20 protein-coding genes and 1 pseudogene are annotated in these 20,151 nt (G+C 65.2%); 12 read left to right on the top strand and 9 right to left on the bottom strand.

Annotated elements, in window-relative coordinates; genetic code table 11:
• The 5 genes from M1247_RS36205 to M1247_RS36185 all read left to right on the top strand — a co-directional run.
• Window positions 1-912 (top strand): hypothetical protein (locus M1247_RS36205; protein WP_317161270.1); only part of this gene is annotated, 912 nt, incomplete at its 5' end.
• Window positions 903-1,811 (top strand): hypothetical protein, encoded by a 909-nt coding sequence (locus M1247_RS36200; RefSeq protein ID WP_178359597.1) that lies wholly within the window; start codon window positions 903-905, stop codon window positions 1,809-1,811. The genes M1247_RS36205 and M1247_RS36200, both read left to right, overlap by 10 nt.
• Before the next feature lie 2 nt (window positions 1,812-1,813).
• On the top strand, window positions 1,814-2,185 hold the full coding sequence (locus tag M1247_RS36195; RefSeq protein ID WP_178359598.1) for a hypothetical protein: 372 nt from the start codon (window positions 1,814-1,816) through the stop codon (window positions 2,183-2,185).
• Window positions 2,186-2,254: 69 nt separating this feature from the next.
• Entirely contained in the window at window positions 2,255-2,920 is a 666-nt protein-coding gene (locus M1247_RS36190; RefSeq protein WP_178359599.1) for a Fic family protein, read from the top strand.
• Between the two features lie 120 nt (window positions 2,921-3,040).
• Window positions 3,041-3,268, top strand: coding sequence for a ribbon-helix-helix protein, CopG family (locus M1247_RS36185; RefSeq protein ID WP_178359600.1), 228 nt, complete (start codon window positions 3,041-3,043; stop codon window positions 3,266-3,268).
• A 100-nt stretch (window positions 3,269-3,368) separates the two neighbouring features.
• Here the strand turns inward: M1247_RS36185 and M1247_RS36180 are convergent, their stop codons facing one another.
• The 4 genes from M1247_RS36180 to M1247_RS36165 all read right to left on the bottom strand — a co-directional run bounded on the left by M1247_RS36180 (window position 3,369) and on the right by M1247_RS36165 (window position 4,640).
• Window positions 3,369-3,539, bottom strand: coding sequence for a hypothetical protein (locus tag M1247_RS36180; protein WP_178359601.1), 171 nt, complete (start codon window positions 3,537-3,539; stop codon window positions 3,369-3,371).
• A gap of 125 nt (window positions 3,540-3,664) precedes the next feature.
• The gene (locus M1247_RS36175) at window positions 3,665-4,054 is read right to left on the bottom strand and encodes a VOC family protein (protein WP_178359602.1); all 390 of its coding nucleotides are present in this window, start codon (window positions 4,052-4,054) and stop codon (window positions 3,665-3,667) included.
• 56 nt (window positions 4,055-4,110) lie between these two features.
• On the bottom strand, window positions 4,111-4,362 hold the full coding sequence (locus M1247_RS36170) for a MazF family transcriptional regulator (RefSeq protein ID WP_317161269.1): 252 nt from the start codon (window positions 4,360-4,362) through the stop codon (window positions 4,111-4,113).
• Window positions 4,363-4,409: 47 nt separating this feature from the next.
• Entirely contained in the window at window positions 4,410-4,640 is a 231-nt protein-coding gene (locus tag M1247_RS36165) for a hypothetical protein (RefSeq protein ID WP_178359604.1), read from the bottom strand.
• A gap of 184 nt (window positions 4,641-4,824) precedes the next feature.
• Here M1247_RS36165 and M1247_RS36160 point away from each other — a divergent pair, with 184 nt between their 5' ends.
• On the top strand, window positions 4,825-5,400 hold the full coding sequence (locus M1247_RS36160) for a recombinase family protein (protein ID WP_178359605.1): 576 nt from the start codon (window positions 4,825-4,827) through the stop codon (window positions 5,398-5,400).
• A 77-nt stretch (window positions 5,401-5,477) separates the two neighbouring features.
• Here M1247_RS36160 and M1247_RS36155 read toward each other — a convergent pair whose 3' ends face one another.
• A complete protein-coding gene (locus tag M1247_RS36155; protein ID WP_256736147.1) occupies window positions 5,478-6,176 on the bottom strand; it encodes a DUF3800 domain-containing protein in 699 nt (232 codons plus the stop codon).
• Between the two features lie 172 nt (window positions 6,177-6,348).
• Between M1247_RS36155 and M1247_RS36150 the strand changes: the two genes are divergently transcribed.
• The 3 genes from M1247_RS36150 to M1247_RS36140 all read left to right on the top strand — a co-directional run bounded on the left by M1247_RS36150 (window position 6,349) and on the right by M1247_RS36140 (window position 7,859).
• Window positions 6,349-7,131, top strand: coding sequence for an AAA family ATPase (locus M1247_RS36150; RefSeq protein WP_178359607.1), 783 nt, complete (start codon window positions 6,349-6,351; stop codon window positions 7,129-7,131).
• Window positions 7,128-7,436: a hypothetical protein gene (locus M1247_RS36145; RefSeq protein ID WP_137145757.1), complete on the top strand. Its 309-nt coding sequence runs from the start codon at window positions 7,128-7,130 to the stop codon at window positions 7,434-7,436. The genes M1247_RS36150 and M1247_RS36145 overlap by 4 nt, the downstream gene beginning before the upstream one ends.
• A 105-nt stretch (window positions 7,437-7,541) precedes the next feature.
• Window positions 7,542-7,859 carry a hypothetical protein gene (locus M1247_RS36140; protein ID WP_317161268.1) on the top strand — a complete coding sequence of 106 codons (318 nt, stop codon included), beginning with the start codon at window positions 7,542-7,544 and terminating at the stop codon, window positions 7,857-7,859.
• A gap of 19 nt (window positions 7,860-7,878) precedes the next feature.
• On the opposite strand, the gene M1247_RS36135 is transcribed toward M1247_RS36140, so the two are convergent.
• Both M1247_RS36135 and mobF read right to left on the bottom strand, forming a co-directional pair.
• Entirely contained in the window at window positions 7,879-8,298 is a 420-nt protein-coding gene (locus tag M1247_RS36135) for a hypothetical protein (RefSeq protein WP_178359590.1), read from the bottom strand.
• A gap of 91 nt (window positions 8,299-8,389) precedes the next feature.
• Entirely contained in the window at window positions 8,390-14,269 is a 5,880-nt protein-coding gene (mobF, locus tag M1247_RS36130) for a MobF family relaxase (protein ID WP_317161267.1), read from the bottom strand.
• A gap of 643 nt (window positions 14,270-14,912) precedes the next feature.
• On the opposite strand from mobF, the gene M1247_RS36125 reads away from it, so the two are divergent.
• Window positions 14,913-15,092: a hypothetical protein gene (locus tag M1247_RS36125; protein WP_256736144.1), complete on the top strand. Its 180-nt coding sequence runs from the start codon at window positions 14,913-14,915 to the stop codon at window positions 15,090-15,092.
• A gap of 130 nt (window positions 15,093-15,222) precedes the next feature.
• On the opposite strand, the gene M1247_RS36120 is transcribed toward M1247_RS36125, so the two are convergent.
• Together M1247_RS36120 and M1247_RS36115 are read right to left on the bottom strand one after the other, a co-directional pair.
• The gene (locus tag M1247_RS36120; RefSeq protein ID WP_178359593.1) at window positions 15,223-17,136 is read right to left on the bottom strand and encodes a hypothetical protein; all 1,914 of its coding nucleotides are present in this window, start codon (window positions 17,134-17,136) and stop codon (window positions 15,223-15,225) included.
• 433 nt (window positions 17,137-17,569) lie between these two features.
• On the bottom strand, window positions 17,570-17,770 hold the full coding sequence (locus M1247_RS36115) for a toxin-antitoxin system (protein WP_178359594.1): 201 nt from the start codon (window positions 17,768-17,770) through the stop codon (window positions 17,570-17,572).
• A gap of 354 nt (window positions 17,771-18,124) precedes the next feature.
• Between M1247_RS36115 and M1247_RS36110 the strand changes: the two genes are divergently transcribed.
• Both M1247_RS36110 and M1247_RS36105 read left to right on the top strand, forming a co-directional pair.
• Window positions 18,125-18,592: a hypothetical protein gene (locus tag M1247_RS36110; protein WP_178359595.1), complete on the top strand. Its 468-nt coding sequence runs from the start codon at window positions 18,125-18,127 to the stop codon at window positions 18,590-18,592.
• A gap of 192 nt (window positions 18,593-18,784) precedes the next feature.
• Window positions 18,785-20,151 (top strand): annotated as a pseudogene (locus tag M1247_RS36105) (hypothetical protein); the annotation flags it as partial.

The following is a 20,151-nucleotide window of genomic DNA, read 5'->3' as shown; positions in this document are numbered from 1 at the left end:
GCGGGCTGGAACACCATCGACTCAGGGTTTGTGAATTGGGCCGTGTCCGTGGTGCGTACACAGTTTGGGCCGCAGCTTGTGATCGCCTCTAGCGCGGGTGGCGGGGTGTATGTGCCTGCGTCGGTGTACATTCCGACGACAGCGCGGATCGCACCCCGTGATCCGGCGTTGCCGATGAGGTGGGCGGATAAGTACATGGGGTGGCGTCGGCCGGCTGATGTGCTGGCCGGGCATGCGGATGCGTTGGCCGACAGGGCTTCTGGAGTGGTGCGCAGTGCGTTGGTGACTACGGCGGAGGGTCCGCGCCCTGCGGGATGGCAGGACTTTGAGACGGCGACGTTGCGGTCGATCCTACATTCCCCCGGTTCGGTGCCGGTGCTCGACGGCGCGCACCAACACCGCTTAGGGGCTATTGATCTTGATCTGGCGCAACAGATTTCAACGGTGGGCAGTGGAACGTCTGAGGTTCCCGTGGCTGCGGTAATCACCCGCGCGGTCGTGGAGGCGGCGACGCAAACTCCAGCGGCCATGATCAAGGGCAGTCCGGTATCCAGTGCGGACGGGCCAATTCAGGTTGCCGAGGTGGCCGACCTGGCATTTCTCAATGAGCTGGCCCAGGGGACGCCCATCGACTGGGCGGCTTACAACAACGAGGTGGCCCAGCGCCACGACGGAAACGCGACGAGTCCGCACCTGAATGGGCCGTTGGATCTGGACGATTCAAAGGACTCGCGGGATGCGCGGCTGTTGTATATAGCGTTCTACAGGACCGCACTCATTGCTGAGTTGATTCGGTATTGGCAGCGGCCGGCGTCACCGTCCTTGGCCGATATCGTGTACTGCGCGGTGGTGTCCGGGTTCGGCCAGGTGGTGGCGTCGACCCTATCGACTCTGGAGCGCCAATGTCGATGATTTCGCCTGGCGATGCGTTCGACGCGGACAGCTTAAGGGCCCTTGGCGGCACGGTGCCTTCTGCAAAGTCCACCTCAGTGGGCAAGGTCGGCAAGTTCGGCGCGCGCAGCTGGCTGGAGGCCCAGGACACCGGAATGTCTTTGATTCCTGGTATGGGTCGTACTCCGAGCTGGACTGACACAACGACGGCTGCATTCGCCCGGATTGTGGCCGATGCGCGCTCTGGAGAGCTGGAGCCGGATTGGCGGGAAATCCGTGCCGGCGCAGCCAGCAGTAGGTTGCACCACGCACGTGCCCGCGAGGGCAGCGGCGCTGGTGGCGGAACTCCGATGAGTCCGTGGGCTTATCCGTTTACATGCCAGGCGGAGACAGAAATTCTTGCGCTACGCGAGGTAGTGGAGGGCGGGCCGTGGGATTGGGAGCCAGGCGCATCCGGAGGTCCGGATCAAGCACTACGCGCCTGGTGGATATCCTGTTCCGAAATCATCGATTTCGAGGAATCCTCGAAGCTGCACGAAGAACAACAGCGTAGAGGGATCGGCCAACGACATCTTGCTTGCACCGTGCTGGGCATCGAATCAGAGGCCAAGATTCGGGAACGTGCCCTGATTCGGCGGGACCTGCTCACCGAGAGTGTGGAGGCGGCTATTGCCGCTTTGAGCGTTCGTTCACCAGAGTTGCTCGATGTTTTCGGCGAAAGGTGGATGCGCTACGCGGGCCGAGAAGACCTACGCCAGACCGACTGGGTTGAGAAAGCGATCGCCCGTACACGCCGCTGGGCTGATGCTGATCATCAGCAGCGAGCCGCGCACCTCGCGCGTCTCAACGACTCGGCATACCGTGCGGAGATGCAGCGCATACCGGATTACTGGATGAACCACGGCCAGAAAGGACAATGATCATGGCCGCAGTACCACCTTCGGGAGGCTCCGGGGACCGTATTAAGGTCGATCCGATCGCCCTGCCCGCATCAGGTGCGACCACCGGCGCCGAGGCTGCGGCGGTCGCCGCAGGCGGTGCGGCCGGGGCTGCCCAGGGTGTCGGCGGCTTGGCAGGTGCGGCTGCACAGCCTGACGGGGTTTCGCTGGCCATCAACGCCGTCACCAGCACGTGGCCTGCCCAGGATGGCACGTTTCTGGCTGACCTGAGTCGAGCGGGCAGCGCCGTTGCCAGCGGGGACGTGGCCAGCGCAGCGCAGCTGGAAGCCCAGGACACCGAGAATGCGGCAGGCATCGTGGCCGTCGCGCCGGGTGCGGCGACTGCCAGCGTGTAGGTCCGCCAGAGCGCCCGCCCCTGGGCTTTTGCTTGAATAGCACACCGACTGCGACCGGGAAGGGTGACCGTGGACGCGCTTACCCTCTCAGATCTTGCGGAGGTGGTGTATTCCGCGGGCAAGGTTTTCGACGGTCTATCTGTCAGCCGACGCGACACCGAGAATTTCCTGCGGTCCGGCAGCCTTGAGGGCGTCGCATCGCGGGCCGATCTTGCGCTTCTCGAGGATCTGCGCGACGCGGCGCAGTTCGTCATCGACCACGCCGCCGGCGATCCGCTCGACGCCGGTTTCGTCCGGGCCGTCAACGCCACTCTCACCCGCAGCGGTGCACTGCATCCAGGCCAACTGCGCACCCAGGAACAGGCCATCGGGGTAAGCACGGCCTACGGTCGCCACACCCCCGCCGCCCTGTCCGAGGACGGACTGCAAGCGGTGCTCGACAGTGCGACGCGCAGCGCACAGGTCCACGAGAACGCGCTCGCCCTCTTCGTGGACCTGGCCAAGTCGCAGCCTTTTGAGGATGGCAACAAACGCACCGCCGTGTTCGTGGCCAACAGCCTGCTCATCGGTTCCGGCGCAGGCATCCTCCTGACGATCCCCGTCAATGACAACGACCCCGGAGTGGCCAGAACATTCAACGACCTCCTAGCGAGGGCCTACATCTACGGCGAGCATGAGGCGGTGAAGACGTTGCTACGCAGTCGACTTCGTTCGAATCCGGACTGTCAACGATAAGCCGCGGTGATGGCTGGTTCTGGACGTGGATTGAGGTGCGGCCAGGGACGCGTGATTCGAGGGCACATGCCCTGGCAGCTACATCATCCAAGTATCGACCATTAGTTAGAATGGTCGGTTGTGGCGAAAGACAAGGTCTCGGTGACGTTGGACCGCGCAGTTCTGGCGGCAGCAGATGCGGATGCGCAGGCAACGGGCTTGAACCGATCGGAATTGTTAGAACAGGCCCTGCGACACGAACATCTTCGGATCGCCCTCCAGAACCACACCGCGGAAACAGTCCCGACTCTCGGCATCGACGGTTACGCGCAGAAGGTCTACCAAGCGAATCGGGCTGCTGGGCTGTGACCACCTCCGCTGCGCACCCAATGCGCTCGGCCAATGTTCGTCGCCAGGGTGAAGTCCTTTCTACCGCTGAAGGTGAATGTCGCGCGGCGAGTCCACTGGGTCACCCGCCGCGTTGGGGTCGACGCGCGGCCGTCCGCCTGGCGCGGCGGATCAGCTCGCGGCTGGATTCGACTGCAGCGCGCCCGGTTTCGCCGCGAGTGGGATCGATCTCGCGCTCGTCGTTTTCAGCCCAGTCGGCCAGCTTGTTGTAGCGGTCCTGGTCGATGTTCATCGGTCGTCCTCCTGGTCGCCCCTGTCTCGTTTCAAGAGTCTCGTTTCTGAAAAACGAGCCAGATCAGTTCCTGTCTCACCCAGATCAGTTCCTGTCTCACAGAGTGCCCACCGGGAGCGGCGTTGCTAGCCGTCCTGGGCTAGACACAGCGTCACCGGATTGCCATCCGGGTCGACGATGGTCGCGACACGCTCACCCCATGGCATGTCGGCCACGTCGGCCAGGACAGGGATTCCGTCATTGCGCAGATCGGTCACCAATGTGTCCAGATCGTCGACATAGACATACATCTCGAACCGCGGACCCGCGGGCGGCTTTAAACCGTAGCGTTGCGCCGACCAGTCCCAAGACACGATGGCAATCTCACTTGCACCGCGACGCAAGCCGATGTACCCGGGTTCGCTGTCGGAGGGCAGCTCGACGGAGCGTTCGAAGCCCAGTCGCTGCCAGAAATCAGCGCTACGCCTGACATCCGTCGCCGCATAAACGACCGGGAACGCACGCAGGGGAGCCACAGAGTCCAGCCTAGCTAGCTATCGCCGAAAGCTGTCTCGGGACGATCCAGCCGCCGCTATCTGTCCGGTGTGGCCAGGATCTTGAAAAGCATGTTGTTCACATCGGTCAGAGCCTGGACGTCAACGCGGCGAAAGAACTCATCCAGCGCTGACTTGCGCAGGCTGGTTACCAGGCCGGGAGCTGCCCACGCGGTGTCTCCCAACGGCACGCCGAACCCGGTATCTGGATTGTGGTCGAACACCGGCACGACGATTACGGTCGGCTCACTGGGGATCTCGTTGTAGACCGTGGAGGAGATGACGAGCACGTTGATTCCGGTGCCCGTAACCCAAATCTCGCCTCGGCGTGGCGATTTCAACGCTTTGTCAACTCGTCAAGATTTCGGTCGGCCCAGGCCTCGCTGAAGGCGACGGAATCGGGGTGCTCCCGCATCCACTGGTCGTGAGCTTCGCATCTGCGGCGCATGTCCTCAACATCGAGCACGCCCTCGATCCAGGAATTCATCGACGTATGGTCAGCATCTGCGTACCGCTTCACCGCCTCGTAGGCACCGTCGGATAAGCGCAACGTAACAGTCTTAGCCATCACTCGATGATAGCATTTGTTGATAGCACATCGTGACCTTGGCTGGCCTCATATCTAAAGAAACGAGACACCCTCCGAGGCACCACTCCCCCACCGCGTAATGCCAGGTCGCGGTGTCTCATTTCTTGTCTCACACCGCGTGTCTCAGATCCTCAATGCCAGAAGGCAATGAGACGGTAGTGATGTGACGAAGATTCTCGGGTACGCCCGCGTGAGCACCGTGGGCCAAGACCTCGATGCGCAGCTCGTCGCGCTCGCAGGGGCCGGTGTCGGACCGGATCAAGTCTTCACTGACAAACTCTCGGGAGCGGTGAGCACCGACCGGCCTGGGTTGACGGCAATGCTGCACTACGCCCGTGAAGGTGACACCGTCGTTGTCACTGCGATCGATCGTCTGGGCCGCTCCGTCGCCGAAGTGACACGCACTATCGCTGAACTCGGTGAGCGTCGAATCTTGTTGCGCGCCTTGCGTGAAGGCGTGGATACGGGCACTCCGACCGGCCGTGCCGTCGCCGCCATAATGGCAACCCTCGCGGAGCTCGAGCTCGAGCTCGGAAAAGAGCGCCGTGCCGCCTCACGCGAGTCCCGCCGAGCTCGCAGCTTGCCGGCCACCAAACCCCACAGGCTCAGCGCCGACCGCCAAGAGCAACTGCGTCGTCTCGCTGCGACCGGTGAACCGGTCACCGAGCTCGCCGCGGCGTTCGGGATCGGCAGGGCGACTGCGTACCGATATCTCGCACGCGGAGATATCGGTACTTAGCGTCGGTAGTGGGCAATACGCCCGATCCGGTGTATATTCGTGAGTGCAGACCCCCCCACACCTGTGGATAAGGGGGTCTAGCTGTTTCTGGGGGCAAGTTCCTTCGGCTGCCTGTTCGGATCCCGCTCAGCCAGGTATTTCTCGTACCAGTCCCAGGCAAACTCATTCCGCGGGTGGCGGTCGGCGGCCGCATACGCGCTCCAAGCGACCAAGTCGGCCATCTGCACAAGTTGCGACGATTTCGAATCGAGATGGATCGCGTCTTCGATGATGCGCCGTTCATCCAGCTTCAACTGACGGTGCGTGGTCCGGTAACTGCTATCGCTGCCGTCCCCGTCCATCACCACGACACCGAGCGAGTCGGTGGCGGCCAGCTCTTTTTCAAAGCGCATGATCAAATCTCGGTAAAGCTCCCGTTTGGTCGCGGCAAGGCGCGCGGGGTCCCCCTGGCGGTAGACCGACCCCACGACCAGCCCCTCGGCACAGCGCAGTGTGTCCAGGCATTCCACCGCGACCTCGCGGCCGAAGTCTTTCCAGAACTCGATCCCGTTGTGCACGTGCCGGTCAGGGACATTTTTGGAAATCCGGCCGCGGCCGTTCACGTAGTCCGTTGTGTGCAGCTCCTGTTGGATGGCCACCCGGTACTCACGCCACAGCATCTTTCGGCAATCGAGCCAGCACCGGAGCACAGAACCCCAGCGGTCCGGGCTGAACTCAACCCAGCCGTACACGACCATCCCAGACTGGGGGTGTCCAGAGTCGTCTATGTAGATCATCCGATTGAGGTGCCGTGGCATGCCTCAGGATGCTTCCCGATAACCGCAGACCCGACCTATCCGACACGCAGGGACAACGCAATCTAGCTAGCTAGGCGTGCTAGCATAGCTATCTGAGCTATGCTAGCACAGCTAGCCAGCATCGCCAGCCTAACTACGGAGGAAGCGCATCGTGCAACCAAAACGGCACGCCTTGGCCAACCAGAAAGGTGGCGTCGGCAAGACTGCGACGACACTCGGGCTGGCCAGCGCCATCAGTCACCGCGGAGGGCGTGCCCTCATCGTCGACGTGGACCCCCAGGCCAACGCCACCGAAGGCCTCGGTGTGTACACAGAAGATGGGCAACTCACCACCGCTGACCTCATGGATCGCACCGAAGCCGGCTCAGCCATCGATGCCGTCGTGGCCACTGACTGGGACGGCGTCGACCTCATCCCGTCCCACTTGGATCTGTCCAACGCCGAATCCAGCGGCGCTTCCGATCTCGTGTTCCGCCTGGATGTCGCTTTCGAAGGCCTGGACCTCTCGCCGTATGACGCCGTGCTGTTCGACTGCCCACCCAGCCTGGGCAAGCTGCTGTTCGCCGTTCTGCTCACTGTGGACACCGTGTACGCCATCACCGAACCAACGAAAGACTCCGTCAAAGGCGTGACGCGGCTGGAAACCACCGTCCAGAAGGTCAAGTTGCGCCCCAACCCGCGTCTGGAGCTGGCCAAGATCATTATTTCCCGCCGCCAGAACAAAGGCGAACACATCGACCGTGAACGCGAGCTGCGCGAAGCCTACGGCGACCTCGTGGCCCGCACCGTCATACCCGACCTCGGAGCCCGCCAAGACGCCCACAGCGCCGAAGTGCCCATGCACAAATTCAAAGGCGGCCGCGCACTCAGCCTGCAAGTCGCCTACGACGACTTGGCCGACGAACTCGGCATCACCATCGGAGCGCCCGCATGAGCACCACACGCAAACCAGCCATCACCCGCACCACCAGCCACCCAGCCGACACCATCCCCGACCGACCCGCAGTCCCCATCACCGCCGCCCCGCCTGACTCGTCTCAACTCGCATCGTCACCGCAGGCCGGAGGAGCGGCCGAGCGACTGACCGAGCAGCACAACGTCAGAATCCGGCCCTCCACTAAAAACCGCCTCGGAAAAGCCGTCGACAAGCTCCGTTACGAAACCGGCGACCGCACCATCAGCATCGCCTCCATCACCGACCAAGCCCTCGACGCCTACCTCACTCAACACGGCTGCTAGCTAGCTGTGCTATCACAGCTATCACAGCTATCAAAACGCTCTCATCTGGGCAAACAGGCCACAAAGGAGCCCAACATGTCAGACACCCGTCGTACCGTAAGAGTCATGGAAGCGAACACCCCGCCGCAGCCGGGTACCGCCGAGCACTGGGCGGCCTGGCTCGAACGGTACGGCGACGACTACGCCACTCACGACGAACGCCGCGCCGCCTATCAAGACTTCCAATCCAACCTGGCCACCATGCAAGCTGTCTTCTCGCAACCCGGCCAGCTGCACGCCGCCGGATACCTCGCCGCACACGATCGCGTCGCCGACGGTGACGCCGATAGTCCCGACGACGCCGAGCTGTGGGTACCAGCTAATCTCACCGGCGCTGAGCGGGCGGATTGGCTCGAAGGATTCCGCTCGCACTTCGAACCATAAAGGTCACCCGAAACGGCTCTCAACGCCTTCGCACTTCAGCGTCTTCTGCTGAGTGTGCCTCGATTTCGTTGGGGAGTTCGTAGTCCAGTCGTTGTTCAAGGATGTCGTTGAGGGCGTCTAGGCGAGCTGTTCGAATCATCTCGGAGGCGTCATCGGGGTGCGGCAACGTGCCGTAGCGCAGTCCGTGATCGTTGGTGACGGTTTCGATGAGGTCGTCGAACTGGGTGGCGACTTCGCCGAGGTCGAGGTCGGCGTGATTGGTGATGAAGGTTTCGCTGCGGTGTTCGGTCCAGGTCGGTGGGAATTCCAGCTCGGCGCGGTACAGCGTTTCCAGGGCGGTTGCGAGTCGGCCACGGCTGAACGACAACGGTTGTCCCCATTCGGCGAGGATTTCGGCGATCGAGGCGTCGAATGCCGCTCGCGGGGTGTCGTTACTCATCGTGTTCTCCCGTTTCCGTTGCGCTGCAATGCCCCATCGTGGGACACAGCACTGACAAGCGGTGGGGGAGTGAGTGGTACGTGACGCGATTTTAGAGGTCGCGGCTGTGGTCTACGCGGCGGTGGTGCTGGTGGTTCCGTTGTGCGGTGTTCCACATTCGGGTGTGGAGGTCGTGGGCGGTGGTGTTGCGCTGGTTGGTTTTTCGGAGGCGTTGGAGTGCGGTGGTGATGGCGGGTGTGTGCTGGTCGTGGTCGAGTCCGGCTGCTTGGGTGAGGGCGGCGTCGGTGTCGGGGCCGGTGGCGTAGTGGTTGATGCGGACGGGGGCGGCGGTCAGCACTGCCGACCAGCGCAGTTCGGTGTGCAGCAGTTTGAGCAGCGGTGCGGCCGGTGGTGTCGGCCAGGTGCCGGAGTTGGTGTCGAGCAGGATGATCCGTGCGTTGACGGCTGCCGCGTTCTCGGTAAGGTCCGCGATCGTCTCGGGGGGCAGGTGTTCGGCGCGGTCGATGACGACGATGGTGCCGGGTTGACTGTCGGTGAGGTCGATGGCGCTGGCGTCGATGACGGTGTTGTTGATCGGGGACAGGTCGGGGTTGTTCAGGACGGCGGGTGGGGCGGCCCAGATCAGCGGGCGCGTCGCGTCGTGGGCGGCGCGGTCTAGATGTCTCATCATGGGCAGTAGCGCTGCGCGGTCTGTGGCGTGGGCGACGGTCAGCACGAACGGGACGTCGGTGAGACGTTGCAGGCGGCTGGTGTCGATGTCGGGGTCGGCGGCTGGGATGGGCAGCCGGTCTTGGAAGGCGTGTTGTCCGGCGATGTTGAGGACGCGCAGCTCGGTGTCGATGCGCGGCAGCAGGTCGGTGATGTGTTCGGCGGTGCTGGTCTGGGCCCGGGCGAAGGCTTGTGCGGCGGCGTGCTCGGCACGGTGCAGCTGTTCGCGCAGCGCGGCGCGGTCGGCACGGTGACGAGCCACGAGAGCATCGTCGTCGGCGCGGCACTGACGCAGAAAGGCGTCGGCGTCGGCGTGGGTGACGATGTGCTCGCTGCCGCCGGCAGCCTCAGCGCGGGCGGCAGTGGCTTCTTGGAACGCCGGGTGGAACTGTTCGGCGGGGCTGTGCGTGGGCAGGTGGTGAGTGGTCAGGAAGTTCAGGTTCTGGGCTGCCGAGGCGACATCGAGGGGGTCGGCGTCTGGGTCGGCGCGCAGGGCGTCGAGTTCGGTGCGGGCGTGCTCGATGAGCTCCAGTGCCGCGGTGTAGGTGGTGTCGGCCTCATGCCACTGGTCGAGCACGGCTTCGACCTGGGCCAGGAAAGGCCGGTCGGCGTCGGCGGCGTCGCGCATGCGCCGGAGGTCGTCGGCGGCGGCGAGCACGTGCGGGCCATTGCCGGCGACCACCTGGGCGGTGAGGGTTTGCAACTCGGCGTCGGCCTCGGCGTAGCGGGCGCGCAGGGCGTGCACGTCGGCGCGGTGTGCGGTCAGTGCGGCGGCGGGGCTGGGTCGGACGGTGCTCAGGCTGTCGAAATCCAGATGCGATTCGGGGTCGAAGAGGTCGTCGGCGTGCTCGGGTGGTGGGAGCTGATGGTCGGCGGTCGCGGCGTCGGCAAGGTCGCTGTCTTGCAGGCCGAGGGCGGCGGCGAGCATGTTGGGATCGGCCAAAACGTCATCGAGGGCGTCGTGCTGCCAATGCTGAGGTGCGTCGATATCGGGATGCTGGTGGGCGAGTTCTTCGTGTTCTTCCTCGGTCAGGGGTGCGGTGTCGGGCAGCGGGATGTCGTGGTCGTAGGGGTCGTCGGTGGTGAACAGGTCAATCGAGTAGGTGAGCAGGCGGGCGTACTCGTCGCCGCGCAGATGATGGGTCAGGTGGGCGTCGGCGTCGTAGAGGTGCTCGGCGGCGACGTGCAGTAGGTCCAGTGCGCTCCACCGGTCGGGGTCCGCATTACCGATGGCGGACACCAGAGCCGGGAACGCGGGATCGGCGGCGATGGTCTCGGCCATCTCGGTGCCGAACACGGTGTGCAGATCGGGTAGCCAGTCCGGGCGCAAACCCCCGTTCGCGGTTTCCAGGGCGGCCGGGGACAGGGTGCCGCACAGTCGCCACCACAGGGCGGCGGCGGGCAGTTCGTCGGGCAGCGGGCGGTCAGCGGCGACCGTGCGGACGAGTTGGGTGATGTTGACTCCGGTGCGCGCGGCCGCCGACAGGTGGTGGGCGAGTTGGGGCCAGTAGGGGTCTTGCCTGATGTGCGGGTTGATGGCGTCGATGAGGGTGTCGTAGCGGTTGGTGGTGGTGTCGGAGCCAATGAGTTCGGCTGCTCGGAGTTCGAGGCGGCGCTGCGCGGCGCGGGTGCGGGCGGGGTATTGCTCGGGGCCGGCGATGCGGGTGTCGTTGTCATCGACGGCGGTGGCGGCGCGATACACCGCGAGGTCGGCGGCCAGTTCGGCGTCGGTGTCGGCCAAGGGGCGGGCCCACCGCGGCGCGGTGGCGCTGGTCCATTCCCGCGCTGTGGTGGCCACCTCGGCGGCCAGGTCGGTGACCCGTTGCGCGCGGGCGGACAGGTAGGTGTTCCAGTGCGGGTCGGCGGCCAGGCGTTCGGGGATGGCGGGCAGCCAGGGCAGCGGGCCGTTGCCACCGGAGTGTGCTCCGGTGGGGTCCAGTCGCCAGTCGATGATGGCGGCGGGGTCGGCGGCGTTGTCGAATCCGCCGGCGGCGACCACTTTGTCGAGTCGTTTGAGCGGGTGGATTCCGGCGGCGGCGATCAGCGCGAGGTGCTGGCGCAGCACCGGCCAGGCGGTCGCTGACGTGAGGCCGGGCACCAGTTTTTCGGCGTGGGAATCCAGCTCGGCGTGCTGGGCGGGGGTCAGCCGTGATTCAGCGGCGGCGCCGACGGCGTGGCTGTACATCTGGGCGGCGGCGGCCAGTCGGGCGGTCGGGTCGGTGGCAGCGCGGGCCGCGCTGGTGGCCGACACTTGCGCGGCGTCACGGCCCAACGCACGGGTCAACACGTCCACGGCGGTGTCGGGGTGGGTCGCTTTCGGGGACAGCACACGGTGCGGGTCGTGCTCGGCGGTGGAGAAGTAGATGTGGTTACCGTGCACACCGCGGGTGAGTGCGGTGTAGACCTGCTGGCGGGTCAATTGGTCGGAGCCCACGGTGTGGCAGCGGTAGCGGGCGGTCGCGCCCTGGGTGGCATCAATGGTGCGGGCGTAGCCCAAGGTGACGTGGGCGCGTACATAGTCGGCGGGCAGGTGTAGGTGCGCCCCGGACTCCAAGTGCGCGACGGTGATCGAGCCTTCGGGGTCGACGTCGGTGACTTCCCAGCGGTAGCCGTTGCGCACGAAATCAGTGGCACCGAGCGCGAGGCTGCGGTCGTTTTTCTTGGTGAATACGAGGTCTCCGACGCTGGCGCGGGCCCCGGCCATCAACACCGCTTCGATGCTGGGGGCGTGCTCACCGAGTTCGGTGAGGCGGTGCAGTCGTGCTCGGTCGTTGAGTTCGGACACCAGATCGTGGGTGGGTGCCAGCAGCAGTGAGTGTTTGTCGGTGGCGATATCGGATTGCCATGCCTCGAACGCCATGTCGGATGCGGCGGCTTGCGTGCCGACATGCACGCGCTGCTCATCGAGATAGAACGCGATCCCGGACGGGTCACCGTCGCGCAGTGCCAGACCGGCCTGGGCTTCGGCCGCCGAAGCGAACCGCATCACTTGAGACAAGGTGATCGCACCGTGCAGGTGCGCGAGGTCGCGCAGCACACCGCCGGCGCTGATGGAGGACAGCTGTTTGTCGTCACCGACGAGGCGCACGCTGGCGCCCTTGGCCAACGCGACAGCGATCATGGAGGCCAACGCCAAGGTGCCGGCCTTGCCGGCTTCGTCCACGATGATCAAGGTGTTCTCGTCGATCGCGTCGTACCACTGGCGTGCTGGATCACCGGGCGAGGTGTCGGGATTGTCGGTGAGCCAGTTGAACTTATCGAGGGTGTCTCCCACCTCGACTTCGATTTCTTCGCGCAGCAATTGCGCTGCACTGGCGCTCGGCGACAGCCCGATCACGGTGCCCCCGGCACCTTCCCAGGACCGTGCCAGTGCGGCCATCGCGGTGGTTTTTCCCGACCCGGCCGGGGCCAACGCGAGCATGACGCGTTGGCCGCTACAGGCCATTTCGTGGACCATTTGGGCTTGGCCGGCGTTGAGTTCGCAGCGGTGCGCGGCCTGGGCCAGCAGCTCGATCTCGACATCGGCGGCGGGCACGGTGCGGCCATCGCGCAGCGTGGCGGCGGCCAGGATCTGTCGCTCAGCAGCCAAGATTTCCGGGCTGGTGTAGGTCTGTGATCCGACTTGGCGGTACACGCTGGACCCGTCGCGGCGGCGCAACCTCGCGGGCTCACCGAGGTCGGTATCGGGGCTGGAGGCATGCCGGATGCTCAACGGTGCACTCAACGCGGCGTCGGTGATGAGTTCGGCGATCCCGTCGATCCCGGCGTGCCCGGTGACGCGCACAACGCGCAACGCCTCGGCCAACACATGGGTGCGGTTCCAGGTGGCGCGGTCGCCAGACACCGTGGCGACGACCTGGCGGGCGCGAGCTTTGATCCACCCTTCGGTGACCTCGGCCGGTGTCGCGGTGCGCCCGGCAAGGGAGCGCGCGATCATCGCGTTGACCGCCTCGTCACTGCCCAACAGACCGACAGCTTGGGCACGCCACTCCTGGCGTTGCTCGCCCAGCGAGCGGGGCTCATGCTTGGCGTCGCGGGTGGCCAAAGTGGCCTGCTGGAACATCGCGATCGACTCCGGGGTGGTCGGCTCGCGGCCGTGGGCGGCCTGAAACGTCTTGGCCAGCACCGCATACTCGGCGTCGATCGCGGCGCGACGCGAGGACCACAGCTCGTTGAGCTCGCGGGTAACGCCGACGACCTCGCGGACCTCCCGCTTGCCTTCGCGGGCATCACCGCGCGCGGCGAACCGCATCCCCAAATCGTCGGCCAGGTAGGCCTCCAGCCGCGAGTTGTACAGCTCCGAGGCGGCCACGGTGGAGGCATACAGCGGCCGGCCATCGAGGGCATACCACCGGCTGATGCCGTCGGTGCCGCGGGCGCGAACCTTGTTGGAAATGGCCACATGGGTGTGCAGGCCGGGGTCCGAGGCGCGGGTGTCGCGGTGCAGGAACGAGGCGGTGATGAAGCCTTCGGTGTCGACTTGGGCGATGCCTTGGGCCCCGATGCGGGTGTAGGCCGCCTGGTCTTGCAGGAAGTCCAGGGCATCTTGCACCGCGCGGCTGTGGCATTCCTCGATCTGTTTGGCGATCGGCTCGGGGCACAGCGCATACAGTGCGGACACGCTTTTGACCGGGGTGAAGGTCATGTCGTAGCCGGCCACCGATGTGGTCTGGTCGCGGGTGCCGCGGGCAATGAACCCGGTGAGTTCTCGCTCGTCCAGCGGTGCGCGGCGGTGCTGTTCTTCGAACATCTCGGTAGCGATCTGGGTACGCATCTGCGCCCGCAGGGACTCGTCTATGGCGGCGTTCCAGTGCGCACCGATCGACAGGTTGTGGTCCCGGTAGGCCAACGCGAGGCGCTGCTGTAACTCGGTTTCACCGGCGTTGACCCGAAACGGCCGCCCCAGCGAGGTCGCCGTCAGGGCTGAGTTCTTGCGCGCCCCTTGTGCGATGAGTTGCTTGGTCAATGCCGCGGCGTTGGGATGCACCCCGAGCCCGAACAGGGCCTTCATCTGGTCCTCGGTGACCTCCGAGCCCTCTTCCAGCGACCACAGCCGGTCCCCGGAGTCGGTGCGCGTCCAGTTCTCTGATCCGGCGGCCAACCCGGCCAGTCCGCGCCCACCCCAACGGCCAGGAGTCTCGCCTTTGGACGAGTAGTAGTCGCCCAGCGACTCCGGGCCATGAGTGCGGTCATGGGCAGCCACCTGCCGCACCAGGTACAAGTACCCGGAGCCAGCAGTGAGCTTGTGGATGCCCGCATTCACCCCACCAGCGCACCGAGTTCTCACGACGAAACCAAGGTAGTTTTCCGCAACCCCCGAACGGGCCGTTACCAAACCGTTACCTAAGTGCAAGAGGTGTGTGGGTCAAAACCAGGCTGGAAATCAACGATGCAGGTCAACAGGGGTGAGACAGTTGGCTGACCAGTGATTGACGCTGACAGCAGAAATGCTGGAACAGCAAGCGATTCGATAAACAGGGCACAGCAGGTACTGAAGAAGGTGGGGGCGGGAAGGTGCCCGTGAGCTACACACCAGAACAAGCCAAGGCTCTCGCGTCGGTCGCAGAGCGCCGAGAACGAAGTGCGCGAGATCCCTCGAAGGCCGTACGCGCGGTCGGCGAACCACCCCGCCGTATCGGTTCGCGCACCGCCGCGCGTTTTAACCGCATCGGGCTCAGCGCCGACATTCCTAAGTTGCGGGACAATCCCGCCAGGGCGGCGCAGTTCGATCCATGACCCTGCAAGCACGATAACCGCCGATCAACAACGGGCCGGCCCGGGCCATCACGCGGTGGACGGATCGTCCCTCCCGTCTGAAAGGGTCCTAGGTTATGGCGATTCGCAGCACACACAAAGGAGACAGGGCTCAGCTCGGACCCCGCGTCGATCGGGTTGTCTACGAGGCAGTGGCTGCCAACAGCGGCCAGTACGGCGACTACGGCATCCCGATGTCCCAATGGGTCGCAGACCTTCTGGCCGCCATCGTCGGCCACCCCGAACTCATGCGCGAACTCAACGGCGAAGCCGTCGCCCAGATCCTCACCCGCGCCCTGGACAACCCAGACCTGTTACGTGGCCGTGGCTGATTCGAGGGCGTGGCCGACGCGACGTGCCACGCTGACACGATTACAGGCCGCCGCCAAGATCGTGTTCAGCGTGAGAGCTGCACCCGGCACTTCGAACCTCTCGGTAGCGTGCTCGGCTACCGCTACACCACTACTGGCGCGTCCCGGCCAGGATCCGTGCGCCCATGAGTTCGGTCACGAGGGTGATCGCGGTGTATTCGTCGTCGGCCGGTGGTGGGCCGTGAGCCATGACGTGGGCGAGGTAGTCGTCCTCGCCGGCGAGCACCAGGCGGCCGTGGGGGCTCGCGTGGACACGTTCGCCGGCCTCTGGGGTGATTCCCTTCAGCGCGTCTTGTAGGGCCAGCCATGCGTGCCAGGCGGCGCGTTCGCGGCGGTAGCGAGCGATCCGGTCGGCCTGGACCTCATCGAGTCGGTGTGCGGCGGCGATGTCGTCCAGCGTCGTCGGTCCCGGCACCACGGTGCGGCCTTCTCGGGTGATCAACCCGGCGGCCGCGAGCGCGGCAATGGAGAGCTGCCCGGTGCGTGCGCTGATACGTGCTGCGGCGTACACATCAGCCGGCCGACGCATGCCCGTATGGGCGATCAGTTCGTACACCGCGCGGTGGTGGCGGCCGAGGATGCTCCACGCCGGGTGCACATCGGACACCCTCACTCGCTCTAAGGGAACCGGCGTGATCGTGTCCACAGTCTCGGTGATCAAGGCGTAGAAGTCGGCGTCGCGGCCGATACGGGGCCGCACCAACAGGATCGGAGCACCCACCATCTCTCGTGTCCGTCGCAACACCTCGAAGGTGGTGGTAGCCGGCATGAGACCAGCCGACAGGGATAAGCCTCGGCCTCCTACCCCGACGATCGCGGTGCCTGATCTGATCTCCCCGGCGACTGCTGCTTTGATCGCCAGGGCCTGAAGCACGTCACGCACCGTCCACCTAAAGGGGCTGCCCGCGAACTCACGGTCTGCCCAGGCCAGCGCGTGGGCCAGCCACCGTGCGTGGGGGCCGGTCGAGCCCTGCCCCCCGTGTGAGTTCTTGTACCTGTGTGCGGACTGATTCGCTTTTACGGCGAGTGTTGAGGTGTAGTCCAGGGCGCTGCGGACATCGCGGGCGAGCTGGGCGTCGGCACGGGTGCCGTGCTTGGTTCGGTAAGAGTCGCCTAGGCCGCTCCACGGGCGGCCGGGCTCGGTTTGGGCGCGGATGTCGGCAAGGCTGTGGCCGCGCAGCACGGCGTTGAGAACCACCGACATGCGGGCCTCTGAGGGGCTTTCCCACCGGGAACCGGTGTGCTCGCGGGCCAGGGCTGCGTCGCCGGCTGCGGCGAAGGCGGCGACGCAGGCAGGGAGTGGCTTGCTCCAGCGGGCGTGCTCGGCCAGGCGCTCGTCCTCGCCGGCATGAGTTCTCGTGCTGCCCGGCGACCGGAGGTCCGCTGTGGCTGCCTGCGGCGGGCTGGGCAGGGTGCCCAGCAGTGCGTAGAGCTCGGGCAGCAGCGTGGGGGCGCTGCGCTCGGTGAGCGCAGCCACGGCGTCGGTAAGCGTGCCGTCCAGGATGCGGTGGCCACCGCCGGCGCACGGGGTGCCCGGCACACTGATACAGCCCTCCTTGGCGTTCTGCATAGGTTTTGGGTCAAAGCTGGGCAGCCGGGCCTTGAGCTGGCGCATCAGCGACTGGATCTCATCGAAGCTGGCGGTGGTGTTGATGGCCAGCGGGACCAAGATGTGGCGGCCGCCATTGGTGGAGCGGTCCGTGACAACCCGGGCCCCGCACGCGGTCAGCCAGCCCAGCGCGCGCGCGAAGTCGGCGTCGACCTGAGCCTGGCCGTGGGACTTGCTGTCGAAGTCCAGCGCCAGCAGCGTCGTCCTGCGGTGGGTGTACAGGTACACCGCCGCCATCAACGTAGGCAGCGTGTCGGTGATGCGCCGGGTCTTGCGGTACTCCTTGGTGTCGGGATCGAACACCTTCATGCGGTCCCGACCCGGCTGGGACAGCAGCCGCGCCAACGATTTCCACACCACCGCGGGCGCAACCGAGTAGACGTCGCGGACAGTCACCGGCACCCCGTCGCCAACAACGACCTACCTAGACCGTGCGGCACCGCCGACAAGTAAGTCCAGCACGGTAACGCGGTCAGCCACCCCAGACGGTGGGTTCCCATCGGCGTACGTGGTGCACACGCACCGGCACGCTCGATCCAGCCACGCCACCACTGCGCGGCCCGCGTCACAACGGCGGGTAAAAGATCACGATTTCGGTCACGGTTTCGCGCGCCACCTGTACCTGTTAGACACAGTGCGCTACCGTGAGACGAGTCCTGCAAGACATCGCCCCTTCGGGGGTACCGGGTGCGGACCCAGACCTGAGTTGGAGCTCAGATCGAACCCCCAAAGACAAGGCCCCTCCGGGGGCCTTCGTCATGTCAAGGGGTGATCCGCACCGCTATGGATTTGTCCATCTGCCCGGCCGCGTACACCGGGCCGCCGGTGTTCACATCGCCAACGGCAACCCCTCGCGGTCGTCTAGCTCGCGCACGAGGTCCGCCCGGCCCACATGCTGAGCTAGGACATCGGCCGCGTACTGCGACATCGACATGCCCCGCGCAGCCGCGCGGGCGCGAATCTCCTCATAGACGGGCAAGACCGGCCGGCACATGATCTGCGCCCGGTCCCCCTTATGCGGTTGAGCCATGCCACTACCGTTCCGTACGTATCTGATAAACGCCGGTAAGACACGCCGTAGCCGCTCAGTTTTTTGCCGACTACCTGCAGAAATGCGTCATCAGTAATCAGATGAGGCAGTACGAATCAGCCAGTAAACGCGGTGCGGCGGTCTCGCAGCATCGCCAACACCGGAATGACTCATCAGTGAGCAGATCAATCAATGCGACTCACGTTGTAATCATGCTGTGCACCAGCGCAATTCAGCCGTGATTTTGTCGGTGGTCCGTCCTACGCTGCCCACATGGGAACACAAGAGCCTGGATACCCAAGTGCCGCGTGGCAACCCCCACCGCCACGACGCCGGTGGCTGACCCCTGCCATCATGGCCGGTACCGCTGCGGTCGCGCTGGGTATCGGTGTGGCGCTCGGCGTTGTCTTCAGCGATGGAGGAAGTAGCACTGTTGCCGACACGACCGGTGCAGCAGTGACGAGCAAATCGGCCGCTGACACCGTCAGCGCACCACCGTCAGCAGCAGAAGTGCATGCTCAAGATGTCGCCCTGTGCACCCGGTATGCGGTGGTGAACACAACGCAACCACGGACTGATCGCAGGGCCTTGGATATCCTCCCAGCCGCGACCGCTCTGGAGAATGCGCTGGCGGACAATCCCAATGCCAGCACCCCGGTTCGTGTCGCTATTACGGATGTTGTATCGGTTTACTACGCGCGGATCGCCACTTACGGCGAGGTTCGGACCCGTGGTCTCGCTGAGCCGCCCACACACGACCTTGCTAAAGAGCAGGCGGCCTATGACCAGGTCTGGGCTGTTTGCGGCCTGGACGAAAAATAGTTCCGAGGGGGTTCGATGGCGGCGGTCATTAACAATCCAGGGGACGTGCCTCGGCCATCAGGACGCGCGTCGTCACTGACGGTTCTGCCCTACTGGCCGTCGATCAGTGAGACTGACTTACAAGCCCTTGCCGAAGACAGGCGGGCAATGGCCGAGTCGGTGTCCGGGTACGCCGGGACGGTTCACAAAGAGATGACCAACGGCGCAAGCCTGCTGGAAGGCCAAGGAGGCGAAGCCCGCATCGCGTTGATGCGAAAGATGGTCGACCATGCCGACGGCGGTGCAGATTACTTCAAATCCACTGCAACGGCGGCCGATTCATTCAAGGCGGTCGTGTCCGGGTTGAAGACCGACCTCAGTCGCGTCGCTGATGCCGCTGCAGAAGCGTGGGACACCGCGCAATCGAGTGGAGGAACCTCGGCCGCCGTGTCGGCCATGGCCCCGTTCAACGCCGAAGCCGCCACCCTCTACAGCACTGCCCTCGGGGATATCGCCGCCACACCCGCAGTCCTCCCCATCCCGGAAGCACCAGTCGGCGAAAGCCCAAGCACCGCTGAGCCGGCCAGCCACGAGTCGGCGAACAACGATGAAAAACAACTTGCGGAAGGCACGACAGAGGAACCAGATGGCCTCGCCGCTGGCGACAATGCGGATGAAAAACCCCTCGCGGAAGAACTGACGAACGACGACGCAGCAGCTACCAACGGGCAATCGACACAGGACCAGAAGCAGGTCGCATTACCCGTTTCGTCGGTAGGTAACGGGACGGGGATGCCGGCGACTGGGTTGCCGATGGGTTCTGGTGGTGGGATGCCATCGCCGTCCGGTGGGATGCCATCGCCGGGTTCGGCGATGGGTGGTTTGCGTCCGCCGCAGATGCCGAGCAATCCGTTTGGTAGTGGCGGGAAGTCGTTGTCGGATGCGTTCACGTCGCCAGCGTCGGCAGCGGATTCGTTGGGTAGTGGTGGTTCGTTGACCAGTGCGGCGTCAAGTTTCAACTCGGGCTTGGCGTCCGGTATGGGTTCCTCGGGGGCGGTGTCTTCTTCTCCTGCGTTGGAGAAGTTTGTTGCTCAGCATCCGGGGGCGACGCCTGGGGTGGCTCAGCCTGCGGGCCCGGTGCAGCCGCCCGTTGTGGCCTCCGGTGGCGCGGCGAGTCCGGCGGCTGGCCCGATGGTCGGCGGGGGTGGAGGGATGCCGATGATGGCTCATCCTCCTGCGGCCGGTGGTGCTGGTGGTGGTCCGTTGGCGCCGTTCGTGCCTCCGGGTGGCGGGGCTGCGGCGACCCCGGCTGGGCCGACGGCTCCTGCTTCGGGGGCGAGCGCACCGGCCGCCGCGGGTGCGCCGTCTCAGCAGGGCGGTGCGGCTCCGGTGATGGCGGGTACCTCGGGTGCGGCGACGGCGGCGAGCTTGCCTGAGCCTGAGGTGAGCGCGGATCTGATGTTGGCGCGGCAGGTGCTCGACGGGTTGGTTCGTGGCACGGATGCGGGCTGGAACACCATCGACTCAGGGTTTGTGAATTGGGCCGTGTCCGTGGTGCGTACACAGTTTGGGCCGCAGCT

The organism is Mycobacterium appelbergii (genome assembly GCF_032883035.1).
Lineage (GTDB): Bacteria > Actinomycetota > Actinomycetes > Mycobacteriales > Mycobacteriaceae > Mycobacterium > Mycobacterium appelbergii.
The sequence above is the reverse complement of the archived record's forward strand: the minus strand, read 5'-3'. Positions and strand labels throughout refer to the sequence as shown.

Excerpts from the sequence above, each read along its gene's own strand:
- M1247_RS36180 (WP_178359601.1), bottom strand. The coding sequence starts at position 3,539 with ATGAACATCGACCAGGACCGCTACAACAAGCTGGCCGACTGGGCTGAA.
- M1247_RS36115 (WP_178359594.1), bottom strand. The coding sequence starts at position 17,770 with ATGGCTCAACCGCATAAGGGGGACCGGGCGCAGATCATGTGCCGGCCG.
- M1247_RS36165 (WP_178359604.1), bottom strand. The coding sequence starts at position 4,640 with ATGGCTAAGACTGTTACGTTGCGCTTATCCGACGGTGCCTACGAGGCG.
- M1247_RS36110 (WP_178359595.1), top strand. The coding sequence starts at position 18,125 with ATGGCCGGTACCGCTGCGGTCGCGCTGGGTATCGGTGTGGCGCTCGGC.
- M1247_RS36195 (WP_178359598.1), top strand. The coding sequence starts at position 1,814 with ATGGCCGCAGTACCACCTTCGGGAGGCTCCGGGGACCGTATTAAGGTC.
- M1247_RS36155 (WP_256736147.1), bottom strand. The coding sequence starts at position 6,176 with ATGATCTACATAGACGACTCTGGACACCCCCAGTCTGGGATGGTCGTG.
- M1247_RS36135 (WP_178359590.1), bottom strand. The coding sequence starts at position 8,298 with ATGAGTAACGACACCCCGCGAGCGGCATTCGACGCCTCGATCGCCGAA.
- M1247_RS36145 (WP_137145757.1), top strand. The coding sequence starts at position 7,128 with ATGAGCACCACACGCAAACCAGCCATCACCCGCACCACCAGCCACCCA.
- M1247_RS36200 (WP_178359597.1), top strand. The coding sequence starts at position 903 with ATGTCGATGATTTCGCCTGGCGATGCGTTCGACGCGGACAGCTTAAGG.
- M1247_RS36140 (WP_317161268.1), top strand. The coding sequence starts at position 7,542 with ATGGAAGCGAACACCCCGCCGCAGCCGGGTACCGCCGAGCACTGGGCG.